This window comes from Halomonas korlensis (genome assembly GCF_900116705.1).
GTDB classification, from domain to species: domain Bacteria; phylum Pseudomonadota; class Gammaproteobacteria; order Pseudomonadales; family Halomonadaceae; genus Halomonas; species Halomonas korlensis.
On the sequence record NZ_FPBP01000018.1, the window covers coordinates 1 to 21,673 of the forward strand.

The 21,673-nt window shown below is 61.0% G+C and carries 19 protein-coding genes and 1 pseudogene; 8 read left to right on the forward strand and 12 right to left on the reverse strand.

Annotated elements, in window-relative coordinates:
* Positions 1 to 9 precede the first annotated feature (9 nt).
* The 6 genes from BM341_RS17520 to BM341_RS17545 form a co-directional block, all read right to left on the reverse strand.
* Positions 10 to 1,172 (reverse strand): IS3 family transposase gene (locus BM341_RS17520; RefSeq protein ID WP_089792638.1). Its coding sequence is split into 2 segments (ribosomal slippage): positions 10 to 917 and positions 917 to 1,172, totalling 1,164 coding nucleotides; the frame shifts between segments, so codons are not numbered across the junction.
* 181 nt (positions 1,173 to 1,353) lie between these two features.
* Entirely contained in the window at positions 1,354 to 2,235 is an 882-nt protein-coding gene (locus BM341_RS17525) for a glycine betaine ABC transporter substrate-binding protein (RefSeq protein ID WP_089797381.1), read from the reverse strand.
* A gap of 82 nt (positions 2,236 to 2,317) precedes the next feature.
* Positions 2,318 to 3,199 (reverse strand): glycine betaine ABC transporter substrate-binding protein, encoded by an 882-nt coding sequence (locus BM341_RS17530; RefSeq protein ID WP_089797383.1) that lies wholly within the window; start codon positions 3,197 to 3,199, stop codon positions 2,318 to 2,320.
* Between the two features lie 45 nt (positions 3,200 to 3,244).
* Complete coding sequence (locus BM341_RS17535) at positions 3,245 to 3,976, reverse strand: ABC transporter permease (protein ID WP_089797385.1); 732 nt, start codon at positions 3,974 to 3,976, stop codon at positions 3,245 to 3,247.
* A 6-nt stretch (positions 3,977 to 3,982) separates the two neighbouring features.
* Complete coding sequence (locus tag BM341_RS17540; protein ID WP_089797387.1) at positions 3,983 to 5,152, reverse strand: ABC transporter ATP-binding protein; 1,170 nt, start codon at positions 5,150 to 5,152, stop codon at positions 3,983 to 3,985.
* A gap of 47 nt (positions 5,153 to 5,199) precedes the next feature.
* Complete coding sequence (locus tag BM341_RS17545) at positions 5,200 to 5,865, reverse strand: ABC transporter permease (RefSeq protein ID WP_089797389.1); 666 nt, start codon at positions 5,863 to 5,865, stop codon at positions 5,200 to 5,202.
* A 342-nt stretch (positions 5,866 to 6,207) separates the two neighbouring features.
* On the opposite strand from BM341_RS17545, the gene BM341_RS17550 reads away from it, so the two are divergent.
* Complete coding sequence (locus BM341_RS17550; RefSeq protein ID WP_089797391.1) at positions 6,208 to 7,173, forward strand: DUF4351 domain-containing protein; 966 nt, start codon at positions 6,208 to 6,210, stop codon at positions 7,171 to 7,173.
* A 95-nt stretch (positions 7,174 to 7,268) separates the two neighbouring features.
* Here BM341_RS17550 and BM341_RS17555 read toward each other — a convergent pair whose 3' ends face one another.
* The 6 genes from BM341_RS17555 to BM341_RS17580 all read right to left on the reverse strand — a co-directional run bounded on the left by BM341_RS17555 (position 7,269) and on the right by BM341_RS17580 (position 14,798).
* Positions 7,269 to 8,840 carry an EAL domain-containing protein gene (locus BM341_RS17555; protein ID WP_089797393.1) on the reverse strand — a complete coding sequence of 524 codons (1,572 nt, stop codon included), beginning with the start codon at positions 8,838 to 8,840 and terminating at the stop codon, positions 7,269 to 7,271.
* A 919-nt stretch (positions 8,841 to 9,759) separates the two neighbouring features.
* The gene (locus BM341_RS17560) at positions 9,760 to 10,485 is read right to left on the reverse strand and encodes a Crp/Fnr family transcriptional regulator (RefSeq protein WP_089797395.1); all 726 of its coding nucleotides are present in this window, start codon (positions 10,483 to 10,485) and stop codon (positions 9,760 to 9,762) included.
* A gap of 264 nt (positions 10,486 to 10,749) precedes the next feature.
* A complete protein-coding gene (locus BM341_RS17565) occupies positions 10,750 to 12,879 on the reverse strand; it encodes a YjbH domain-containing protein (protein ID WP_245784321.1) in 2,130 nt (709 codons plus the stop codon).
* Complete coding sequence (locus BM341_RS17570; RefSeq protein ID WP_089797397.1) at positions 12,864 to 13,652, reverse strand: capsule biosynthesis GfcC family protein; 789 nt, start codon at positions 13,650 to 13,652, stop codon at positions 12,864 to 12,866. Before BM341_RS17570 ends, BM341_RS17565 begins: the two co-directional genes overlap by 16 nt.
* Positions 13,643 to 14,398, reverse strand: a complete 756-nt coding sequence (locus tag BM341_RS17575; protein WP_089797399.1) for a hypothetical protein — start codon at positions 14,396 to 14,398, stop codon at positions 13,643 to 13,645. The genes BM341_RS17570 and BM341_RS17575 overlap by 10 nt, the downstream gene beginning before the upstream one ends.
* 13 nt (positions 14,399 to 14,411) lie before the next feature.
* Positions 14,412 to 14,798, reverse strand: a complete 387-nt coding sequence (locus tag BM341_RS17580) for a hypothetical protein (protein WP_217646253.1) — start codon at positions 14,796 to 14,798, stop codon at positions 14,412 to 14,414.
* A 534-nt stretch (positions 14,799 to 15,332) separates the two neighbouring features.
* On the opposite strand from BM341_RS17580, the gene BM341_RS17585 reads away from it, so the two are divergent.
* The 7 genes and pseudogenes from BM341_RS17585 (at position 15,333) to BM341_RS19580 (ending at position 21,591) form a co-directional block, all read left to right on the forward strand.
* Positions 15,333 to 16,454, forward strand: a complete 1,122-nt coding sequence (locus tag BM341_RS17585; RefSeq protein ID WP_089797401.1) for a polysaccharide export protein — start codon at positions 15,333 to 15,335, stop codon at positions 16,452 to 16,454.
* Positions 16,455 to 16,505: 51 nt separating this feature from the next.
* Positions 16,506 to 18,707: a polysaccharide biosynthesis tyrosine autokinase gene (locus tag BM341_RS17590; RefSeq protein ID WP_089797403.1), complete on the forward strand. Its 2,202-nt coding sequence runs from the start codon at positions 16,506 to 16,508 to the stop codon at positions 18,705 to 18,707.
* Positions 18,708 to 18,891: 184 nt separating this feature from the next.
* Positions 18,892 to 19,101: a hypothetical protein gene (locus BM341_RS17595; RefSeq protein WP_089797405.1), complete on the forward strand. Its 210-nt coding sequence runs from the start codon at positions 18,892 to 18,894 to the stop codon at positions 19,099 to 19,101.
* 231 nt (positions 19,102 to 19,332) lie between these two features.
* Positions 19,333 to 19,563, forward strand: a complete 231-nt coding sequence (locus BM341_RS17600) for a hypothetical protein (RefSeq protein ID WP_089797407.1) — start codon at positions 19,333 to 19,335, stop codon at positions 19,561 to 19,563.
* A 291-nt stretch (positions 19,564 to 19,854) separates the two neighbouring features.
* Complete coding sequence (locus BM341_RS17605; protein ID WP_089797409.1) at positions 19,855 to 21,264, forward strand: MBL fold metallo-hydrolase RNA specificity domain-containing protein; 1,410 nt, start codon at positions 19,855 to 19,857, stop codon at positions 21,262 to 21,264.
* A 50-nt stretch (positions 21,265 to 21,314) separates the two neighbouring features.
* Positions 21,315 to 21,362, forward strand: a pseudogene (locus BM341_RS19810) (hypothetical protein); the annotation flags it as partial.
* A 40-nt stretch (positions 21,363 to 21,402) separates the two neighbouring features.
* Positions 21,403 to 21,591 carry a hypothetical protein gene (locus BM341_RS19580; protein WP_245784322.1) on the forward strand — a complete coding sequence of 63 codons (189 nt, stop codon included), beginning with the start codon at positions 21,403 to 21,405 and terminating at the stop codon, positions 21,589 to 21,591.
* The last annotated feature ends 82 nt before the right edge of the window (positions 21,592 to 21,673 follow it).

Genomic DNA, 21,673 nt, shown 5'->3' on the forward strand with positions numbered 1-21,673 from the left:
TTGTAGTGGTCAACTAATCCCGGACAGTATTTTAAGTTTTTCTTCAGCGACCACGGGTGGCATGCCGTCATTGAAGGTATGAGGACGTTGCCTGTTGTAGTAGTCCATCAGGTAGTCGCCAATATCCTTTCGTGCATCAGGAATTGAGCGGTAACCGAGTGAAGGGATCCATTCGCTTTTCAAGCTTCGGAAGACTCGCTCCATCGGGGCATTGTCCCAGCAGTTTCCCCGGCGACTCATGCTTTGCTCCATGCGATAACGCCAGAGCCTCTGACGGAACAATCGACTGGCGTACTGACTGCCTTGGTCAGTGTGGAAGAGAACCCCGGTCGGCTTGCCTCGTTGCTCGTAAGCATGAACCAGTGCCTTTACCACCAACTCGGCATCAGGTCGGTCCGATAATGCCCAACCCACAATACGACGGGCGTAAAGATCCAGAACGACCGCCAGATAGCTCCAGCGCTGGCCGGCCCACACATATGTGATATCGCCGCACCACGCCTGGTCTGGGCGACTGACGCTGAACTCACGGTTCAACCGATTAGGAATGTCTGGCCTCTCCACGGTGGCCTGCTTGTAAGCGTGTGGCCCTGGCTGTTTGCAGATCAGCCCCAGCTCACTCATCAGTCGACGGACCTTGAAGCGTCCGATTTTGACACCTTCGTCATTGAGCATGCTGGTGATCATCCGGCTGCCCGCTGAGCTTCGGCTCTTGCGGAATATCCGGCTCACATCGGCTCGCAGCACGACTCTTTCGGCATCCACTACGGACCGTCTGCGGCGATAGTCGTAATAGCTGGACCGGGATACCTCAAACGCTTTACAGACCATCTCAACCGGCTCCTGCTCACTTAACTGGTCTATCAGCGCGTACGATTCATCTCGTCCGACATCAAGAGAGCGGTAGCCTTTTTTAGGATCGATTTTTCCCGTTCCAGGCGCTCACAACGGGCTTCCAATTCCTGGATCCGCTGCTGCTCCGGCGTCAGCGCTTTGGACTGGGGAGTCACCCCGCCACGCTCTTCAGAGAGCTGCTTCACCCATCGCCTGAGGGCGTTTTCGCCGACATTCAAAGAACGGCTGGCTTCGGCAACAGAGTAGCCTTGGTCAAGCACCAGACAGGCCGCTTCCTGCTTGAACTCCGGTGTAAAAGATCGTCGTTTCCTGGTCATCAGACACCTCGTGAACGGTGGCAATGTTACCACCTACGTTGGTGTCCGGTTTCATTGGACCACTACACCTACCTACATGAAAGAAGGCCGCCCGGAGGCAGCCTTCTGTTAAAGGTCATTTTGGTAACGTTCTGTTAAAGGTCATTTTGGTAACGTTGTCAGTGTGTCGATGAAACCAATTCTACAGCAGCTCGTGCGTCTTCAGAAATGCTTCGGCGACCTCATCGACCGACTCTCTTTCGACATCTACCCGGGCATTGAGCTCGGCCATGGTGGCATCGTCGAGTAGCGCGGAAACCGTATTCATCAGCTCGGCCAGCTCAGGATGTGCTTCCAGAATTTCGGCACGAACCACTGGTGTCATGGCGTAGTCCGGGAAGAACGTTAGGTCGTCCTCCAGCACCGTCAGGTCCAGAGCCGGTATGCGGCCGTTGGTGGCAGTTGTCATGGCCACGTCGACCTCTTCCTGGTCCAGCGCAGTGAGCGTAAGGCCCTGGTCCATGCGCGAAACGTTGCGGCGGCCGAACTCGAAGCCGTAGGTCTCCTGCATCGGCCTTAGGCCATCGTCTCGGGAATAGAAGGTCGCGTTGGAGGCCAGAGTCAATTCATGCCCGTCATTTATGGTCGAGGCTAGGTCGGAAATGCTGTCGATGCCCAGTTCCTCGGCCTGGCCTCGGCGCATGGCTAGGGCATAGGTATTGTTGGCCTCTGATGGATCGAGCCACACCAGGCCTTTTTCGCCGTCCAGTTCCTTGACGCGCTCGTAGGTCTCTTCCGGCGACAGCTTCTCCTCCACGCCGTTGTAGCTGATCAGCGAAGTGCCGGTATACTCCCAATAAAGGTCGACCTGGCCGCTCTCTTGGGCTCGGCGAAGCACGGCAGTGCCCATACCCGAGCGTTCGTCCACCTCGTAGCCATGGGCCTCAAGGTACTGGCCTGTCATGGAGGCCATGATCAGCTGCTCGGTAAAGTTCTTGCCGCCCACCGTAATGGTCTCGGCGGAGGCCAGGCTGGACGTCAGACCTGCCGTGAGCAAGACGAGGGTTGGAAATATTGGCTTCATAAAGTTTCCTTTTGCGAAAATATGCGTCGTAGGCCGATGCCAAGCATCGGCCTACGAGCAGGGGGTTATCGAAGAAAAAGCGTTACAGCAGATCGTTGTCCTGCAGGAAGGACTCGGCCACGTCCTCTATGGTCTCGCGCTCCACGTCGACGCGAGCGTTGAGCTCGGCCATGGTTTCATCGTCGAGCAGGCTGGAGAGGGCGTTCATTTGCTCCGCCAGTTCGGGATTGGCCTCAAGGGTTTCCTCACGCACTACCGGGGTCAGGGCATAGGCCGGGAAGAAGCCTTCGTCGTCTTCCAGAACGCGGAAGTCAAAGGCCGGGATACGACCGTCCGTCGCGAACACCAGGCCGACATCGACGTCGCCATCGCGCAACGCCGGGTAGACCAGGCCGGTGTCCATGCGCTGGATATCGCCGCGGCTGACACGGAAGTCATAGGCTTCCAGCAGCGGGCGCCAGCCATCCTCGCGCGCATAAAACTCGGCATTCAGCGCGAAGCTCAGCTCCTCGCCGTCGTTGATCGTCTCGGCCAGATCGCTGAGCGTTTCGATACCACGCTCCTCGGCATCCTGTTCACGCATGGCGAGGGCATAGGTGTTGTTGGCATCGGAGGGCTCGAGCCATACCAGGCCCTTCTCGGCGTCGAGCTCCTTGACGCGCGCGTAGGTCTCTTCCGGCGACAGTTGCTCGGTGACGTCGTTGTAATTGATCAGTGACGTACCGGTGTATTCCCAGTACATGTCGATTTGACCGTTCTCTTGCGCCTGGCGCAGGATGGCCGAACCCATCCCGGCGCGCTTTTCGATCTCATAACCCAAGCCTTCGAGGTACTGGGCGGTCATGCTGGTCAGGATCTGCTGCTCGGTGAAGTTCTTGCCCCCCACCACGATCTCGGCTTGCGCGGCCGACAGGGTGCTGGCCAGGGCGAGGCCGGTCAGGGTGGTCATCAATGGTTTAATCATATTATTTGTCTCCTGCTTGTCGATTGGTGTTGTTTCAAGGGACTGTCAAGCGCGAGCGGGGTTGACCCCGCGTGGCACGACAAGAAAGGCGATGGACGCGATCAGCGCATCGACGACGATCGCCAGCAATGCCGTGGGAATGGCCCCGGAAAGCATCATCACCGTGTCGTAAAGATCAATGCCGGTAAAGATCAGCTCGCCGAGGCCGCCCGCCCCGATGAGAAACGCCAGCGGCACCGTGCCGACATTGATGGCCAGTGCGGTACGGATACCGGCGAAAATCACGTACAGGGCGTTGGGCAATTCGACTCTGAACAGGCGCTGGGCCGGCGACATGCCGATCCCGGCGGCGGCTTCCATCAGCGCCGGCGACACCCCTTTCAAGCCCACGTAGGTGTTGCGCGCGATCGGCAGCAGCGTGGCGACGAACAGGCCGAACACGGCCGGGACGATGCCGATGCCCAGAAAGCTCATCGACAAGGCCAGCACCGCGAGGGTCGGAATGGTGGTGCCAACGTTCAAGACCTGCATCAGCGACTCCGCCCAGCGCGCCATGCCGGGGCGCGACAGCAGTATCCCCAACGGCACGGCGACCGCGATGGCCAGGCCGCCCGAGATGGCGGTCAGCTGCAGGTGCCCGACCACCAGGTACTGCACGTCGGGCAAGTAGAAAAGGAACTCGTCGATCAAGCCGCTGCTCTGTGCCCAGACGCCGGCGATGAAAATCAGCACGGCCAACAGCGCGGTAACGCCTCCCTTCAGCGATCGAATCGGCATCGGCGTTCACTCCTTCGCGGCATTGCTGTCGGGGCGAATGCTGGCGCTGTTGTCGGGGCGCGAGCGAAAGCGCGAGCCCAGATGGTGCGTCATGGCGCGCTGGGTAATCTGGCCGCTCACGCGACCCTCATCATCGACACAAGGCAGCCAGGTGGTGTCGTTGGCGAACATGAGGGAAGCCACCTTGCGCAGGTCATCGTCCAGCCTGACCACAGGCGGCGCGCTCTGGAAATGATCGCGACAGTAGCCCTTGGTGGTGCGGGCGACGGCGCGGGTGATCACCCCGGCCGGCTGGTGGCGGTCATTCACCATCAGGATCGAGTTCTGATAACCGAAGTCATCGATGCGCGATAGCGCCGTTTCCAGCGTGTCGTCGGGGCGCACGCTGCCGATATCGGCACTCACCACCTCGCTGACCTTGACCAGGTTCAGGCGCTTGAGGGCGCGGTCCTCGCCCAGGAACGACTCGATGAAGGCATTCTTGGGCGCCGCCAGCAGGTCGTCCGGCGTGGAGTATTGCACCAGCTTGCCTTCACGAAACACCGCGACGCGATCACCCATCTTGATCGCCTCATCGATATCGTGGCTGACAAACATGATGGTCTTCTTGAGCTCCTGCTGCATCTTGAGGAACTCGTCCTGAATCACTGCGCGATTGATCGGGTCGATGGCCCCGAACGGCTCATCCATCAGCATCACCGGCGGATCGGCGGCCAGGGCGCGAGCCACGCCGATGCGTTGCTGCTGGCCGCCGGACAACTCGCTGGGATAACGCTTGAGAAACGCCTCGGCGTCCATGGCAATCATATCCATCATCTCGCGCGCGCGCTTCTTGTAGCGGTTCTTGTCCCAGCCCAGCAGCTTGGGCACGATCGTGATGTTTTCCTCGATGGTCATGTTGGGAAACAGGCCGATCTGCTGGATGACATACCCGATATTGCGACGCAGGTCCTGGGTGTTCATGCCGCTGGTGTCCTCATCATTGATGAAGACCTTTCCCGACGTCGGTTGAATGATGCGGTTGATCATCTTCAGCGTGGTGGTTTTTCCGCAGCCCGACGGACCAAGCAGAATGCAGATCTCACCGTCCGGCACGTTCATGCTGATGTGGTCGGCAGCGACCACCGCCTCTTTGGGGGTCTCGAAGACTTTGGTCAGATTGTCGAGTTGAATCATAATGATCCTGTTCTGGTGAGCAGCAAGCGGTTCGCACAGGGCACGCCTCAACCGGCGGAAGCGTCACGCTCCATGCCCTTGGGCGTCAGGCGTTTCTGCAGCGCCAGCAGGGAAAAATCGACAACGATCGCCAGCAGGCTCACGGCAATCGAACCGACGATCAACTGGCGTGGGTCGGACTGGGAAATGCCGCGGCTGATGAAGGTGCCCAGGCCGCCGGCCCCGATATACGCCGCGATCGCCATGACCCCGATATTCAACACCACGGCCGTGCGTACCCCCGCCATGATGACCGGGACTGCCAAGGGGATTTCCACCATGCGCAAGCGCTGGTTCGAGCTCATGCCGAGCCCGCGAGCCGCTTCGCGCAGTGCCGGATTGACGTTATTGATCGCCGTATAGGTATTGCGAATGATCGGTAATTGCGAGTACAGCAGCACCGCCAGCACGGCCGGTACGTAGCCGATCCCCTGGCCGAAGATCGAGAGTATCGGGATCATGATGCCGAACAGCGCAATCGACGGAATGGTGACGATAATCGAGGCGACATACAGCACCGACTTCGCCACGTTTTCGTTCTTGGTGATGGCAATGCCGATGGGCACGCCGGTCAGCGTGGCGATGCCCACGGCAACCCCGACCAGCGCGATGTGCTCTAGCGTCCGGCTGCCGAGCAGCTCAATATTGTCGAGCGCGTATTGCAGCAGTTCCAAGCGACGACTCCTCTGTTGGCAGCGTTATTGTTGGCAGGTTGCGATTGACATAGTTAGTGACGTCATGAAACGACTTGATTTGCTGGAGAGTTTGCTCGCTCCATGGCAAATCAAGTCGCTCGTAGCGGTGCAATATCCTTTGCATAGCGAAAAAACCAGCCTAACAGATAAGCCGATCCCTTTTTTACGCCAGTCAATTACGATACAAAATCTCAATCATTAATAATCGTCATACTGGCGCCTGCACAGCGTTGTGCCGGTGCCGAGGAGGGAGCCAAGGGTATATGAAAGCGCCGCTAACCTGGTGCAAAGTAGCGCCAATGCCTTTTCAGAGACAGACCCATGCCCCATCGCGTCAGCCACGACCAGAATTTCAAGAACCTGATTCTCGACTACCCCCGCGAGGCGTTGGCTTTCTTTGCCGCGGACGAGGCAGGGGATATCGATGCCAGCGTGACCATTACTCCGCTGCGCCAGGAGCAGCTCAAGGAGCGACTGGGCGAGCGCTTTCGCGAACTGGACGTGCCGTTGCTGGTGGAATGGCCGGACGGCCATCGCGAAGCCCTGCTGTTCGTGCTCGAGGAGGAGACGAATCCGCAGCGCTTCTCGATTCACCGCCTGGCCCACTACTGCCTGGACCTGGCCGAGCTGCTGGCCACCGAGCGGGTGGTGCCGGTGGTGATCTTTCTACATGACAGTACGGCGATTCCCCGGCAGCTGGCGCTAGGCAGCGAGCGGCATCGCTACCTGGCCTTCGACTATCTGGCCTGTGTGCTGGCGGCGACCCCGGCGGAGCGGTACCTTGATAGCGACAACCTGGTGGCGCGGCTGAATCTGCCTAACATGCAGTGGACGCCGGAGCAGAAGGTCGACATCTACGCCAAGGCGATCGAGGGGCTGCTGACGCTTGAACCGAATATCGAGAAGCAGATCAAATACTTGGATTTTATCGATATTTACACGGAATTAAATGATACCGAACGGCAACTTTACGAATCCCGATACCCTCAGGAGAGCACCGCCATGACCGGACTAGTAGAGCGTTTGCGAACAGAAAGCATACAACAAGGCATGGAACAGGGCATGCAACAAGGCATGCAACAGGGCATGCAACAGGGCATGGAACAGGGCATGCGACAAGGCGAGCAGTCCCTGCTGAGCAAGATGCTGGTGCGCCGTTTCGGCCCACTCGATGACGAAATACAGCAAAGATTGGCACAGGCCACCACCGGCGAACTGGAGCGCTGGGCCGAAAACCTGCTGGATGCCCAGTCACTCGCCGAGGTCTTCGGCGATAACGGTGCATAGAGCCTTTTATCCTGACCGGCCAGGTCCGCCATCTGAATGTAATTGTATAAGCACTTGACGCGTTTCAAGGCCGGCTGATGGCGTCTGGGGAATCTTCACGTCATTGCAATGTGTTCGCTATATTCCATGCGCGACCAAAGGCTGCCCTGCAAGTAGTCGCAGCCTTGGCGACCCAGATAATCGGCTTGCGCGCGGGTCGCCACGCCGTTGGCGGTGACCCGTATGCCGCGTTCGTGCGCCAGGGCGATGACCGAGCGAACAATAGCCTGATGGCGGGCATTGTCGAGGCAGCCATGAATGAAATGCTCGTCGAGCTTGAGGGTATCGATGGGAAAGCGGGAAATGTGGTCGAGCATCGAGTGTCTACTACCGAAGGCATCGACAACCACGCCCACGCCCAGCGCCTTGAGGCGTTCCAGGACCTCCTGGGTCCGCCTGGGGTCGCGCATGAGCGTGCTCTCGGGAAGCTCCAGTTCGAACCATTCGGCCGGAAGCCCGCTGCGTGTCAGGGTCTCATTTACCCCATCAACGAGATCGCCATTCAACAGGTCTTCGGACGTCAGCAGCGCCGCAACCCGCATATTGGCGCCCGCCTCGACCCAGTCCCTTGCATGACGGCAGATATCAAGAAGCACCCACCGGCATAGCTCGGCGAGCTGGTCGTTTTCCTCGGCGATGGGCATCCAGCAGGACGGCGCCAACATACCAAAATCAGGCGAATGCCAGCGGGGCTGGGCCGACAACGCGACGATCTGACCGCTCTGCGCACAGAGCAGCGGGCAATAGTGGAGCGCGAACTCTCCGCGCTTGGGCGCTTCGCGAAGCGCGCGTTGCCGTGCAAGGTGATCGGGGCCGGGATCACCAAGCGCGTGGATGGCAAGCCGGTCGGGGCGAAGGCCGCGATACGGGTCGAGACCTCTGGCCAGGTTGGCATGCCGCATCAGCGCATCGTGAAAGGCCTGGTCGGCAAACGCCTGCAACTTCTCGTCACACAGTTGCTGCACGGCGACCAGGTTGCGTTCCGCCTGCTCCCGTGTGGCGACTTCGTGACGGAGCACCTGGGCCTGCTGTTGCAGCCGCGAGACCTCGCGCAGCTGCTGATCCGGTACTAGCTGACAGAATCCCTCGCCTGGCAACACGCGGGAATGGTGATCGCAGATGGCCTGGAAGGCGTTCTTATCGCCCGGGCGGCGAAAGTGCTGCAGATCATAGCTGCACAGCAGCGTCAGCGGCAGGCGTTGGCACGCGGCATGCCATAACGCCTCCAGGCGCACCGCCGCCTCGGCGTTGCCATCGGCACACAGCAGATTGACCAGCTCGCCGAAGGCGCGCGTCGGCCGGGGTGAGCCGGCCTCGATGTCAGCCAAAAGGTGCCGCTCGAACAGTACCTTATCCGGCATATCATCGCGCATAATGGCGGATAACAAAGAGCGTGCATCTTTTGCGACCAGTTCACCACTGGCCATGGCCGCTTGGGTATTCAGGCCGCGTGCTTCAAGCTGCTCGAGCAGTGCCGAGCGGTGGATCGGCGTCAACAACACCACCAGACGCTCCCCGATCCGGGCGCCCGACTCAAGGAAGTCGGCCACTGCCTCCGGTAGGGTCGTAGCATCCGCGTAGAATTGTACGACGTGATCATGGGGCTGACACTGAGCGGCTAACGACATGAAAGAGCCTTTTGGAAGAAGCGTGTACCAGCATCACTTCGCGTCATGCTTTATAAGAATAAATTACTTTAAAATGTTGATATCACCCGTTGGCGGCCAAGGCGATTCACGTCTTGTAACACCCTGCTGACGAAGGCGTCAAAGCAAAAGAATTAGAAAAAGGCTTCACCCTTCCCGCCACTCTCGGCCGAGCGACGCAAGGGCTGCGGTAGGCAGTCGATGTTAGCGCGACCGTAGAAGCGATAACCCTCGCCTGATTATTCGGGACCCTGCCTCTGACCACTCGCGTCATAAGAAAATACGCTGAAGGTTCGCTTGTGGCTGAAACGGGAACTTCAGACTATGCTGATTAGATACCTGCTTCAGCTGAAAACTCGAAGCGAACCTCCCGGGAAATGCATCCTGCACGATGAGATGATCTGCACGGTGAGATGATTTGTAAGGTGAGATGATTTGTAAGGTAAAGAGTGCAGGGCGGCCGGTTTGCGCTTCATTTCTCTGCATTCCAGAGGGTTGGGCTGTTATAGCGGGAAGGAGAATTGATATGTCTTGTGCTGAACGTGTCGAAACTCAAGCAAGGGTATGGACGTGGTGCAAGAAATGGGGCATCCCGTATCCTTGTCGGCGAGTCAGAACCCAAGTTTTGTATCAATACGAATTTTATCAAACTCGCTATGTTCCCTCCTGGTTCCCCTTCTGGGAGAAAAACGAGGGATGTTGTGAACTTATCGTCTATGAATGGAAAAAAGCAGTTGGGTGGAAAATTCCCAAGCCATATGGATGGTCCTACCACAACCCCCCTGTAGTAAGACTATTTCGAACCAAGCTTGAAACCAATGGGGCTTGCCCAGCCAGGGAGGGGGCGATGCGCGGCCGGCCGGCCGTAACAGCGGAATAGCCGAGACTGGCCGTGTTAACGTTACGGTTCGATATTCTGATGTTGGTAATGAAGATAGTTGGGTTTGAATCCTGAGAACGCTTTCATCTTTTCCCAGTCACAAATAATCAAGCGTTTTTTCTCGAATTCTAACAAACCGTCCTTGCGCATTTGCTGTACCACTCTGTTGATATGCACGTTGGTCAGGCCCATCGCCTCGCCGAGTGCTTCCTGGGTCAGGGGAAGTTCAAAGCTATTGTCGCGTGTGAGCCCGGCTGCGCGCGAGCGCAATAATAGCTCACAGAAAACATGGGCCAACCTTGCATCCGCGATACGGCTTCCTGCACTGACCAGCCACTCACGCAGGATTGCTTCATCAACGAGTGTCGACCAAAAGAGCGCACGCGTAAGCCGGGGGAAATTTTCAAAAATACTATTCATTTCCTGGGCAGAGATGCGAGTGAGCTTCACCGGCGTCAGCGCGCGGATCGAGTGATCCATCTCGTCAAGAATCGTAATGTGGATGTCGCACATATCGCCGGGAAGGAGAAAGGCCATGGTATGTTGATCGCCCCGTTCAAGAAGCTTGTAGCGACACGCCCACCCTTCTTCAATAAGGTGAATGTGATCAGGCTTTTCACCTTCGACGATGATGTCTTCGCCTTTTTCAAAGCTGATACTTTCCTGGGCGGCATTGTTCAACGCTGCTTTCTCTTCGTCAGACAAGTCGGCGAAGTTGCTTAGCTTGTGCAACAAGGGTTGTATCATTGTTCTCTCCATTGCCGACTGCCGGTTAAGTGACGTAAGGAGTTGCTGAACAAATTTATCCTGATTTGCTAAAACATTAAGCGTGGCAGATAACCCCACAGCAGTCGCTGTTTGTTTCCAAAGATAGACTATTTTATCTGGCTGAAGGGTTACCCGGAGCATTAGGAAAGTAATGCGTCGATATAGGGCGGTCAGTCGATAGCATGACGCTAGAATCGCCGTCTCGCCCATTAACAATTCTCTCTATTTCTTAATTATTATACGCTACTCCCAACTCTTGTCGTAATCCTCCCAGTAACGGCCCATGTCGCGTTCGTGGGTGATGTCATACAGGGTGTAGCGGCGGCCGAGGCGGGCGCCGCCATCGCGGGTGAGCGGGCGCCAGGCGATATTGGCGCGCTCGCGGCTCGAGCGGGTGAAGAAGGCGTCGAAGGGAATCGACAGGTAGAGCCCCTTGTCGAAGCCGCCTTCGCCGAAGTCGTCGCCGGCATCGGTCCAGGTGCCCCAGGCGCCCATGCGCACGCCGGAATCGAATTCTCGCGAGAGATCCAGCGTGCCGCCCACGTCCCCGGCCAGGTACTTGCCGACGCTGACCTTGGCCAGCACGTCCTCGATGCCGGTCTCGACGTAGGCGTTGAAATGCCCGGTCCAGGTGTCGTAGTCCCGCAGGCCCACGCCCTGGTCGAAATCGCGCTGCTTGACCCAGTTGACGTCGGCACCGAAGGCAACCGGGCTGTCGAAGGAGCGATACAGCACCTCACCGCCGACCCCGGCGTACATCATCTCGAGCAGCCCGCCATAGCCCATGGCATAGACGTTGTCGCTCAAGTTGCCGGTGCGCGTGTACTGCAGGTGCTCGATGCCGACGGGTGACTCGCTCAGGTAATCGCCGATGAAGGTACGCACCCGCGGCAGCTCGGAATTGGCGATGTAATCGTAGTTGTCGAGGTTGTCGAGCGCCGTCCATGTCACTTCGCCGGAGAACCAGCCGTTGGCGTCGGTACGATACTCGGCGTTGGCCGCGACCATCAGCCGATACAGATAGCCATCTGGCCCGCCGAAGTTCTGATCCAGGCGCGGCCCCAGCCCCCAGCTCAAGCGTTGCGGCGGCGCCTCGTGCAGCACCTCGCCTTCGGGGCCGTCCAGGTTGGCGTGGGCGTAGACGCCATAGCGATGCGCGTATTCCTGCTCGGCCGAGCCGGCGGCGGCGACCAGCGCGGCGCGGTCGTGCACGCTTTCGCGCAGCGCCAGGCCGCGCTCCTGCCACTCAAAGCGGAAGGTGTCGATGTCGTCGTCCGCCTGGGCATGCAGGATGCGCCCGGCGCGCCCCTCGCTCTGGGCCAGCGAGCGAAAGCGCACCGGCTCCGCCTCGACGCGCAGGTCATTGCCGCGGCGCGTGATGCGGTTCACCCGCACCCCCGCGTTGTCGTTCAGCGCCTCGCTTGCCGCCTGCCAATCCTCATAGGACTGGGCGCCGATCGGCAGCGGTTCCGGGTCATTCTTGACCTGGCGCAGCCCGGCCAAATCGACGTTGTAGCTGATGCCGCCCATCGCCGTATCGCCACGCTGCCAGCCGCCATGCAGCGAAAGATTCTCGGTCAGCGCCAGGCGGGCGCCGAGGTTCACGCGGGTGTCTTGCGCCTGGTTGTTGGCCTGGGGCTCGTTGGCGTAATCGTTGCCTTCCACTTCAAACTGCAACACCAGCGGGTCCCACGGCGTCTGGTATTCGACCCCGCCGAAGAAGGCCATCGGGCCGCTAAACAGCTGATCGACCGCGAATTCCCCGCCGAAATCGCCGCCGGCGCGATCCGGGCGCTCATCGAAGCGCTCGGCGAGCCAGCCCAGCGGCGAGCCGATATCACCCGCGTTGCCCAGATACCCCCAACCCAGCCCCAGGCTGACATCGAAGTCGCCCCAGCGCTTGTTGGCGACCAGATACTCCGCCCCGAACAGCGTGGTACCGCCGACATCGCGAAAGCCAACGGCAAGCTCCGGCCAGTAGCGGGTTTCTTCCAGCAGGCGCAGCTTCACATCGAAGCCCTTGTCGAGCATCCGCCGATCGCCGGCAATCGCCTCGCCGAAGCGGCGGTTTTCCACCTCGACGTAGCGAAAGCCACCCTCCAGCCACTCGGTCGGCTGCAGGAACACGTTATAGCGACGGTAGGGCGCAGTGCGGCTGAAGCTCGCCGACAGGGTGCCGACGGGCGCCATACGCGCCGTGGGTGTCTGCATCAGGCCCACGCCACCGAAGTCGCTCTGCCCGCTGCCGAGCCCGCCTGACTGGGCACCGGATTGGACCGGAAGCGCCATCGTCGTCATCATCACGATCGGCAGGGTGAAAACCCGCGTTTTGGCAACGCTTGAGCGGTAAAACATGATCAGTTGGCGTGCCATAGGGCGCAGTCGTCTCCGGGCAGGCGGGTGGCGAGCAGGGCGGGAAGCCGGCGGTTGACCAGGTCGCTTTCAATGCGGGTGCCGGGGAAGGCCGCGCTGGTATTGAAGGGCAGGGCGCCCTGCAGGCCCTGGCGGTTGGGCAGTTCGAACACCACGCGGCTGCCCGGCGCCAACGGCGTAGCCTGGCGGTTCCAGGCGGCCACGCCACGGCGCAGTACCTTGCCGCTGGGCACGATCAGCGCGGCATGGTCGGCCTGGCGCGCGGTCGATGATAAGTCACGATAGACATCGACCAACTGCAGCTCGGCGGACCAGGGCACGCGACGAACGCCATCGAGGCTCCACACTTCCACCCAGTCCGGCACCGTGCAGAAGCCCCAGTGGGCGATCGCCGAGAGCGGCGGCACCTGGCGCAGGTTGGCGCCCAGCCACGGCAGATCGAAGCGCCCCGGCGTGCGGGTGCGCTCGTCGTCTAGCTCACGCAACGTCGCCTGCCAACGGGCCAGGCCTTCGGCCACCGCCGGCTGGCCGGCGGCCCGGGCGCTGATGTTGAGCGTCTGCAGCTCCTCGATAAGCCGCTGGCGCGCCTGAGCGGGCCGCGCCGCCTCGTCACGGCGCAGCGCAAATGCGTGGCTCCACGGGATCGGCGCGGCGTGCTGCTCCAGCGTGCTCTGCCAGCCCTCGACCAGGCTGGGGTTGACCTGCTGGGCACTGCTAACCCATGGCACCAGGCTCAGCGCCAACGCCATCAAGAGCTTAAGACCTACCACCATGGCCGGGCGACCTCCCAGTGAATGCGCGGCCCGCCAGGCCAGGGTGTTTCGTCCACCGCCCACAGGCGCCGCGTGCTCGGGTCGCGCCACAGCGTGGCCTGGGTCTCGCGGCCATCGTCCCACTGGCGCTCGGCCACGCAGCGCTCCACTTGCTGCTCGCCCAGCGGCAGCGCAAGCGCAGCGGGCGACTCGCAGTTCAGTCGAGCATCGGCGCCCAGCGCCCGGGTCAGGCCGTCTGCGTCTTCCCACAATCGCTCGAGGCGATACGCCACCGGCGTTTCCTGCTGCCACGGTACGTAATCCGCCGGCCCTTCGCCCTGCGTTGGGGCGTAACGCGTGCTCAGCAGGTTCTCGCGCAGTCCCGCCGTTGCCTGCAGGCCATCGTGATAGAGGCTGAGCATGCCGTTGTTGCCGGTCGGCCAGAAGGTCGCCGGGCCGCCGGCGGCGCCCAGCACCACCAGCCCGCTGCGATCCCCCGTATCGGCGATGAGCGAGGCAAACGAGATCGCCTCCGCTCGTTCGTTGATGTCGTCATCGCCCGGCAACAACCCCCGAATGGCCGCCCCCTGCGGTGAAACACCGCCACTCGCGCAGCCGCCCAGCACCAGCGCACTGGCGATCAAACCGCCAATACGCCACGTCAAACTATAGAGACGCCACGACCGAGGAAAAAACCGCCAGGAACGCGAAAGAGCCGCCCGTTGGCGGCTCTTGCGTTCACGCAGCAGAGTGATGACTTGCCTCATGCAGAAAGCTCGATCAGTTGGTGCCGGTAGTGCCAGTCGTGCCGGTCGTACCCGAAGTGCCGTTGGACCCGCTGGACGCCGATGCCGCCACTGCAAGGCCCAGGGATGCGGCAATACCAGCGCCGGCCAAGGCCGCAGTGGAAAGCCCCGTGGCCGCCGCCAGGCCCGCCAGGCCACCGGCGGCCGAACCGCCTGCCGCTGCACCCCCCGCTGCTGCGCCGCCGGCTGCACCGCTACTTGCAGACGCGCTGGTCGCGGCACCCGTCGAGCCAGCTGAGCTGGAAGAGGCGCTGCTGGCGCTTGAAGCGCTGGCCGGCGCCTGCGCGACCGCCAGCGGGGACGCCAGCGGGGACGCCAGCAGGCTGGCGATGGCGAGCAGTGCGAAAGCTTTCTTGATCATTTTTCTCTCCCTCTTCCTCTCATGTCATCAGCGTCGGGCCCGATGCACCTGGCCCAACGTCAGCAATTCTCATGGCAGTAATGTAGCAACCGACGCCAATACGAACGCATGGTAGACGCTGAACGAAAGGCTGACTACTCCTTAACGCCCTTGATGTTCACCTCATGCTTGATGAGCTGATTTTTTGTAAGATATCGCTTACAAAGTGCGTAAGACATTCACCTTAGGCCACACAAAAAAATAGCTCGCGCTAGTCACCCTTTCGACTGATGTGTAGGATGCGCTACCGAAGTGCTGAATTAGCTAAGCCAGTAAAAGTAATAACATTTTTTAATAATTTAGTTAACTACGTTTATAAGAAATAACGATACAGCCTCGGCTGCTAAGTCACAACTAAGCCATAACGGCATTTTATTCTCACGCGATCGCCCCTGTAGCGGTCGCGTGGGGCGTGCACGGCACCCTCAGGCCTCGGGAATGCGCCAGCATCCCGGGGCGGTAGCGTGCCCGAATGAACTACAAGGCCTCGACCGCATGCGCACACTTCCCCCGTTGTTCATCGCCCCGTTGTTCATAGCCTTGCTGCTCGGCGGCCTGCTGTCCGGCTGCGCCCTGGCGCCCGGTGGCCATATCGAATCGGACTCCCGCGCCGCGCCCATCGACGACCTGGTCGATATCCAGCCGATCACCCCCGGGCTCGTCGCCACCCTGAAGCAGCGCCAGGCCAGCGCCCAGCCGATGAGCCCCGAGCTTCGCCAACAGCTCGAGGCCTACGACTACCGCGTCGGCCCCGGCGACGTGCTCAGCGTAACGGTGTACGACCACCCCGAACTGACGATCCCCGCGGGGGGCGAGCGCAGCGCCGAGGAAGCCGGCAACCAGGTCGGCAGCGACGGCAGCATCTTCTACCCGTTCATCGGGCGGGTCGACGTCGAGGGCAAGACGCTCGATGAAATCCGCAGCATTCTGGCGCGCCGCCTGGTCGACTTCATCGCCGAGCCCCAGGTCGATGTCACTGTCGCCGCCTTCCGCTCGCAGAAGGTTTACGTCAGTGGCGCCGTGGAAGAGCCCAGCACCCTGCCGGTGACCAGCGTGCCGCTGACCCTGGCGGACGCCATCAGCCAGGCCGGCGGCGCCATGGAGAGCGCCAACTGGCACGAGGTCATCCTCACCCGCGATGGCGAAGAGCAGCGCCTGTCGCTGTATGCGCTGATGCGCGAGGGCGACCAGCGCCAGAACCGCCTGCTGCGCGACGGCGACACCGTGCACGTGCCGAATGCCGACACCCAGGCCGTCGCGGTGATGGGCCAGGTCAACAACCCCGGCAACCTGCCCGTGGGCAACGAGCGCATCTCGCTCACCGACGCCCTCTCGCGCGCCGGCGGGATCGACGAGGAAACCGCCGAACCGACCGGCATCTTCGTGGTGCGCGGCAACACCGGCACAACGGATCGCCTGGCGACCGTCTACCAGCTCGATGTCAGCAACGCCGTCGCCTTCACCCTCGGCAACCGCTTCCCGCTGCAGCCCGAGGATGTGGTCTACGTCACCACCGCGCCGCTGGCCCGCTGGAACCGCGTGATCAGCGCCCTGCTGCCCTCGATCCGCCTGCCCGGCACGGCCGCCGCCACCGGCAATGATGTGGGCGATCTTTAACTGATCCGCCAGCCGCCCCCTTCCTGACTTCAGCACCCGAGCACAACGTTAATGTCCGATACCCCCACCCAGACCTCTCCCCCCGCCGATGACGAGATCGACCTCGGCCGCCTGTTCGGCCTGCTGCTCGATCACAAGTGGCTGATCATCGCCGTCACGGCCCTGTTCAGCGTCATGGGGGTGATCTACGCCCTGCTGGCCACGCCCATCTACAGCGCCGACGCCCTGGTGCAGGTGGAAAGCGAGTCGGGCATGGCCAACCCCCTGGAAGACGTGCGCACCATGCTCGGCGAGGAACCCAGCGCCGATGCCCAGCTGGGCATCCTGCGCTCGCGGCTGGTGCTCGGCCGCGCCGTCGATCAGGAGCGCCTGGATGTCGTCGTCACGCCCAAGCGGCTGCCCATGGTCGGCGATTTCCTGGTGCGCCTGGGCATCGAGCGGCCCGCTTTCGCCGAGAACGGCATCGGCGGGAGCAGTGTCTGGGCGGGGGAGGCGATCAACATCGGCGAGATCCATGTCGATGCCCCCTGGCAAGGCGAAACCTTCACCATCGTCAACGGCGAGGGCAACCACTACGCACTGCGCCTGGCAGGCGAGACCCTGGGCGAGGGCAAGGTCGGCCAGACGTCGGCCTTCCGGGAGGGCCAGGTGCAGTTGAGGGTCGCGGAGATTCAGGCCGCGCCCGGCGCCGAGTTCACCATTACCCAGCGCTCGAAGCTCGCGGCCATCAACAGCCTGCGGGGTAGTTTCTCGGTGAGCCAGCAGGGCAAGGACAGCGGCCTGCTCGACCTCGCCCTGACCGGCCCGGACCCGCAGCGTGCCGTGCGCTCCCTGGACGCCATCAGCCAGGTGTATCTGGACCAGAATATCCAGCGCCAGAGCGCCGAGGCCGAGCAGAGCCTGAACTTCCTGGAGGGCCAGGAGCCGGAGATCCGCGAGCAGCTGCGCGCCGCCGAGGATGCCCTGAATGCGTATCGCATCGAGCGCGACAGCGTGGATCTGTCGCTTGAGACCCAGTCGATTCTGGAGCGGCTGGTCAACCTGGAGGCGCAGCTCAACGAGTTGGAGTTCGCCGAATCGGAAGTCTCCCGGCGCTTCTCGCCCAGCCACCCGACCTATTCGGCGCTGCTGGAGAAAAAGCAGCAGCTGGTCAACGAGCGCGAACGGCTCAACGAAAGTATCGATGACCTGCCAGAAACCCAGCAGCAGGTGCTGCGCCGCACCCGCGACGTCGAGCTCAACCAGGAGATCTACCTGCAGCTGCGCAACAAGATCCAGGAAATGAAGATCGCCAAGGCCAGCACCGTGGGTAATGTGCGCATTCTCGACGAAGCGGTGGTGCAGCCTGGCCCGGTCGAGCCCAAGAAGCCGCTGATTGTGGTGCTCGCCACGCTGCTGGGCGGCATGCTCGCGGTGGGCCTGGTGTTGGTGCGCGGCATGCTCAACCGTGGGATCGAATCGCCCGAGCAGATCGAGGAATATGGCCTGCCGGTGTATGCCACCGTGCCGCTCTCGGACGCGCAGGAAAAGCTGATCAAGCGCATCAAGCGCCGCGGCGACAAGCAGGGCAGCGCCGTTGCCACCGGCGTGCTCGCGCACAAGGCGCCCACCGACACCTCCGTGGAGGCGCTGCGCGCCCTGCGCACCAACCTGCACTTCGCGATGATGGAGGCGGACAACAACCGCCTGGTGATTACCGGCCCCAGCCCCAGCATCGGCAAGAGCTTTATCTCCATCAACCTGGCGGCGGTATGCGCCCAGGCCGGCCAGAAGGTGCTGGTGGTGGATGCCGACATGCGCAAGGGCCATGTGCATTACGCCTTCGATGGAAAGGGCGAGGGCGGCCTTTCCGAGCTGCTTTCCGGCAAGCTGAACTTCGATGACATCCTGCGCGACGGCAACCCGCCGGGGCTGAGCTATATCGCCCGGGGCAGCGCACCGCCCAACCCCTCCGAACTGCTGCTCAACGAGCGCTTCAGCGAGTTTCTGGAAGAAGCCAGCCGCCGCTTCGACCTGGTGATCATCGACACCCCACCGATTCTCGCCGTCACCGATGCCGCAGTAGTCAGCAAGCTAAGTGGCACCACCCTGATGGTGCTGCGCTTCCAGCTGAACCCGATCAGGGAATTGCAGATCGCCCAACGCCGAATGGAAACCGCCGGCGTTACCGTCAAGGGCGGCATCCTCAATGCCATGGAGCGCAAGGCCGCGACCAGTTACGGCTATGGGTATTACAACTATTCGTACAATTGAGTCACACAGTTAAGTCATATAGCTATGTCATAAGGCATATATCATCTATGACAAGTCGATGATCTATCACCAGCCCGACAACCAGGCGTCCCCCGCATATTGGAGTGTGAGAAGTGAGGCGAGCAATCTGCCACGGGTACCTCATGGCTACGTTATACTGAACGGTATTCAGGAGGTGATAGATATGGCGGACAAGAAAAAGTTATTAAAAAACCGTATGTTGCTGGCAGCTGGCTCAGTGATGGAGGTGTGGCCCGATCGTGACTATGCCGAATATATGCCTCAGCGGAGTACTGAACAGCGCTTGGGTGAGTACTGGCGTAGCGTAGGTCAGTACCTGGATACGGGGATTGAGCGTTACAGAAGCCAGGAGCCTGCCAGAAATGGCAACTGAGTGGCCGGAACATGGTTCATCACCCACGCCTGAAACTATGCCACCCGGCTCGACGGAGCCGGCTGAAATTGCCGAGCTATTCGAGAAACTGGAGTCTGGCGTTCTCTCTCATGATGAGCATATACAGCTACCTGGCTGACGCAGGAGTGGGCCGAGCGCCAGGCACCATAGTGACGGTGCCCGTTGGGTTGCTATTCTGGCGGCATGGAGTGCTAGAGGAGGAGAGAGACCATGTACGCAATTGAGTTTGAGACAGATATTCAAAATGGCATGGTAAGGATTCCGGCTAAATATGAGTCGCTGAAGAACAGGCATGTGCGAGTGGTTATCCTGCTTGATGCCGAGGTTGTCGGCAGCCCTGAAAATAACCGCGATGACATGGAGTTGCGTGCCATGTCTGAACACTCTGCTGGTTTGGTAGAAGAGTGGCATGATCTGGCCGAGGACGAGGTATGGAAGTAAAGCAGGGCGAACTCATGCTTTGTGAGTTCTATTTTTCGGACTTCAAGCATTACAAGCTAAGGCCTGTTGTGGTGTTCAGGGATAACCTGCCTTTCGGCGCCAGCTAGCGATGCCGCGGCGGCGTTGCGTAAGGAGCTCCTGCTGGCAAACTGGGGTAGCGGGCCGTCCCGGCTACGGCTATTACAACTATTTATATAATTAAGTCATGCAGTTAAGACATACAACTAAGTCATACAGCTAAGTTCGCTCGTAGCCCTTAGCTCGTCGCTCGTTCCTCATTCGTTGCCCTTTATGACCACCTACCCTCACATCACTCACCACGGCGGCGCCGAAGGCGTCACCGGCAGCTGCCACCGCCTGCAGCTCGCCGAGGACCGCGCCCTGCTGGTCGACTGCGGCTTGTTCCAGGGCGAGGATGCCGACCGCACGCAAACGACGCTCGAGCAGCACCGGATCGATTTTTCGGTCAACGACGTGCTGGCCCTGCTCGTCACCCACGTGCACATCGACCACATCGGCCGGCTCCCATACCTGCTGGCCGCGGGCTATCAAGGCCCGATTCTCTGCTCGGTGCCCTCCGCCCGGCTGTTGCCGCTGGTCATCGAAGACGCCCTGAAGATCGGCTTCACCCGCAACCGCGCGTTGATCGAGCGCTTCCTTGACGAAGTGGCAGCGCGCCTGGTGCCGCTGGAGTATGACGACTGGCACACCCTGGTCGATGACGACCGCCACCAGGTGCGCGTGCGCCTGCAACACGCCGGCCACATCCTCGGCTCGGCCTACGTTGAGGTAGAGAGTCACGAGGTAGAGAGTCTGGATCACCACAGCGACCAAACGCAGCGCACCGTCTTCAGCGGTGACCTGGGCGCGCCGCACTCACCGTTGCTACCCGCCCCCCAACCGCCCGAGCGTGCCGATGTGCTGGTGCTGGAAAGCACCTACGGCGACCGTTGCCACGAAGACCGCACCACGCGAAAGGCACGGCTCAAGGCCGCCATCGATCGGGCCCTCGAGAACCAGGGCACGGTGGTCATCCCCGCCTTCAGCATCGGCCGCACGCAAGAACTGCTCTACGAGCTGGAAGGGCTGATCCACGCGGCCAGCGACCCGCGCTGGCAGGGCCTCGAGATCATCGTCGACTCGCCCCTCGCGGCACGTTTCACCACGGTGTATCGCGAGCTCAAACCCCGCTGGGACGCCGAAGCCCAAACGCGCCTCGACACTGGCCGCCATCCGCTGGCCTTCGACAATCTCTACACCGTGGACAGTCACGACGAACACCAGCAGACCGTCGATTACCTGGCGCGCACCGGGCGCCCCGCGGTGGTGATCGCCGCCAGCGGCATGGTCGCCGGCGGCCGCGTGGTCAACTACCTCAAGCGCATGCTGAGTGACGCCCGCCACGCCGTGCTGTTCATCGGCTACCAGGGCGCCGGTACGCCTGGCCGCGACATCCAGCGTTACGGCGCCCGCGGCGGCTGGGTGGAACTCGACGGCGAGCGCATCGACATACGCGCCCGTGTCGACACCATCGGCGGCTACTCCGCCCACGCCGACCTGCTCGCTTTCCTGAAAGGCATGCCAACGCCACCCCGCGAAATCCGCCTCGTTCACGGCGACCGCGGCGCCAAGCAGGCGCTCAAGGCCGAGATCGAGCGCTGGGCGAATGCCAGCAACCACGACATCGAAGTCGTGCTGTAGCGCACGCTTCATCCCTCCCAAAAGAGGAGCGAGCTCAGTTGATCCAACGATTGGCCCTGAGCCTGGAACCTCCGACAGCAGAAGAGCTTAGGGCTGACGGGTTGCTTGAGGCTCGTCGGCGAGCAGACGAACTTGATAATGGCTCGGTGCAAGCGGTGCGGCACCACCCTGATGGTGTTGCGCTTCCAGGTGAACCCGATCAGGGAATTGCAGATCGCCCAGCGCCGCATGGAAACCGCGGGTGTTAACGTCAAGGGCGAGTTTCTCAATGGCATAGAGCGCAAGGCCACGACCAGTTATGGGTATTACAACTATGGCTATAAATAAATCAAATAGCATGTATTGATAACGCTATCGAAGGTTAAAGATAAAATCGGCAACTATTACCACTGTTTCAAATGCACCGCTG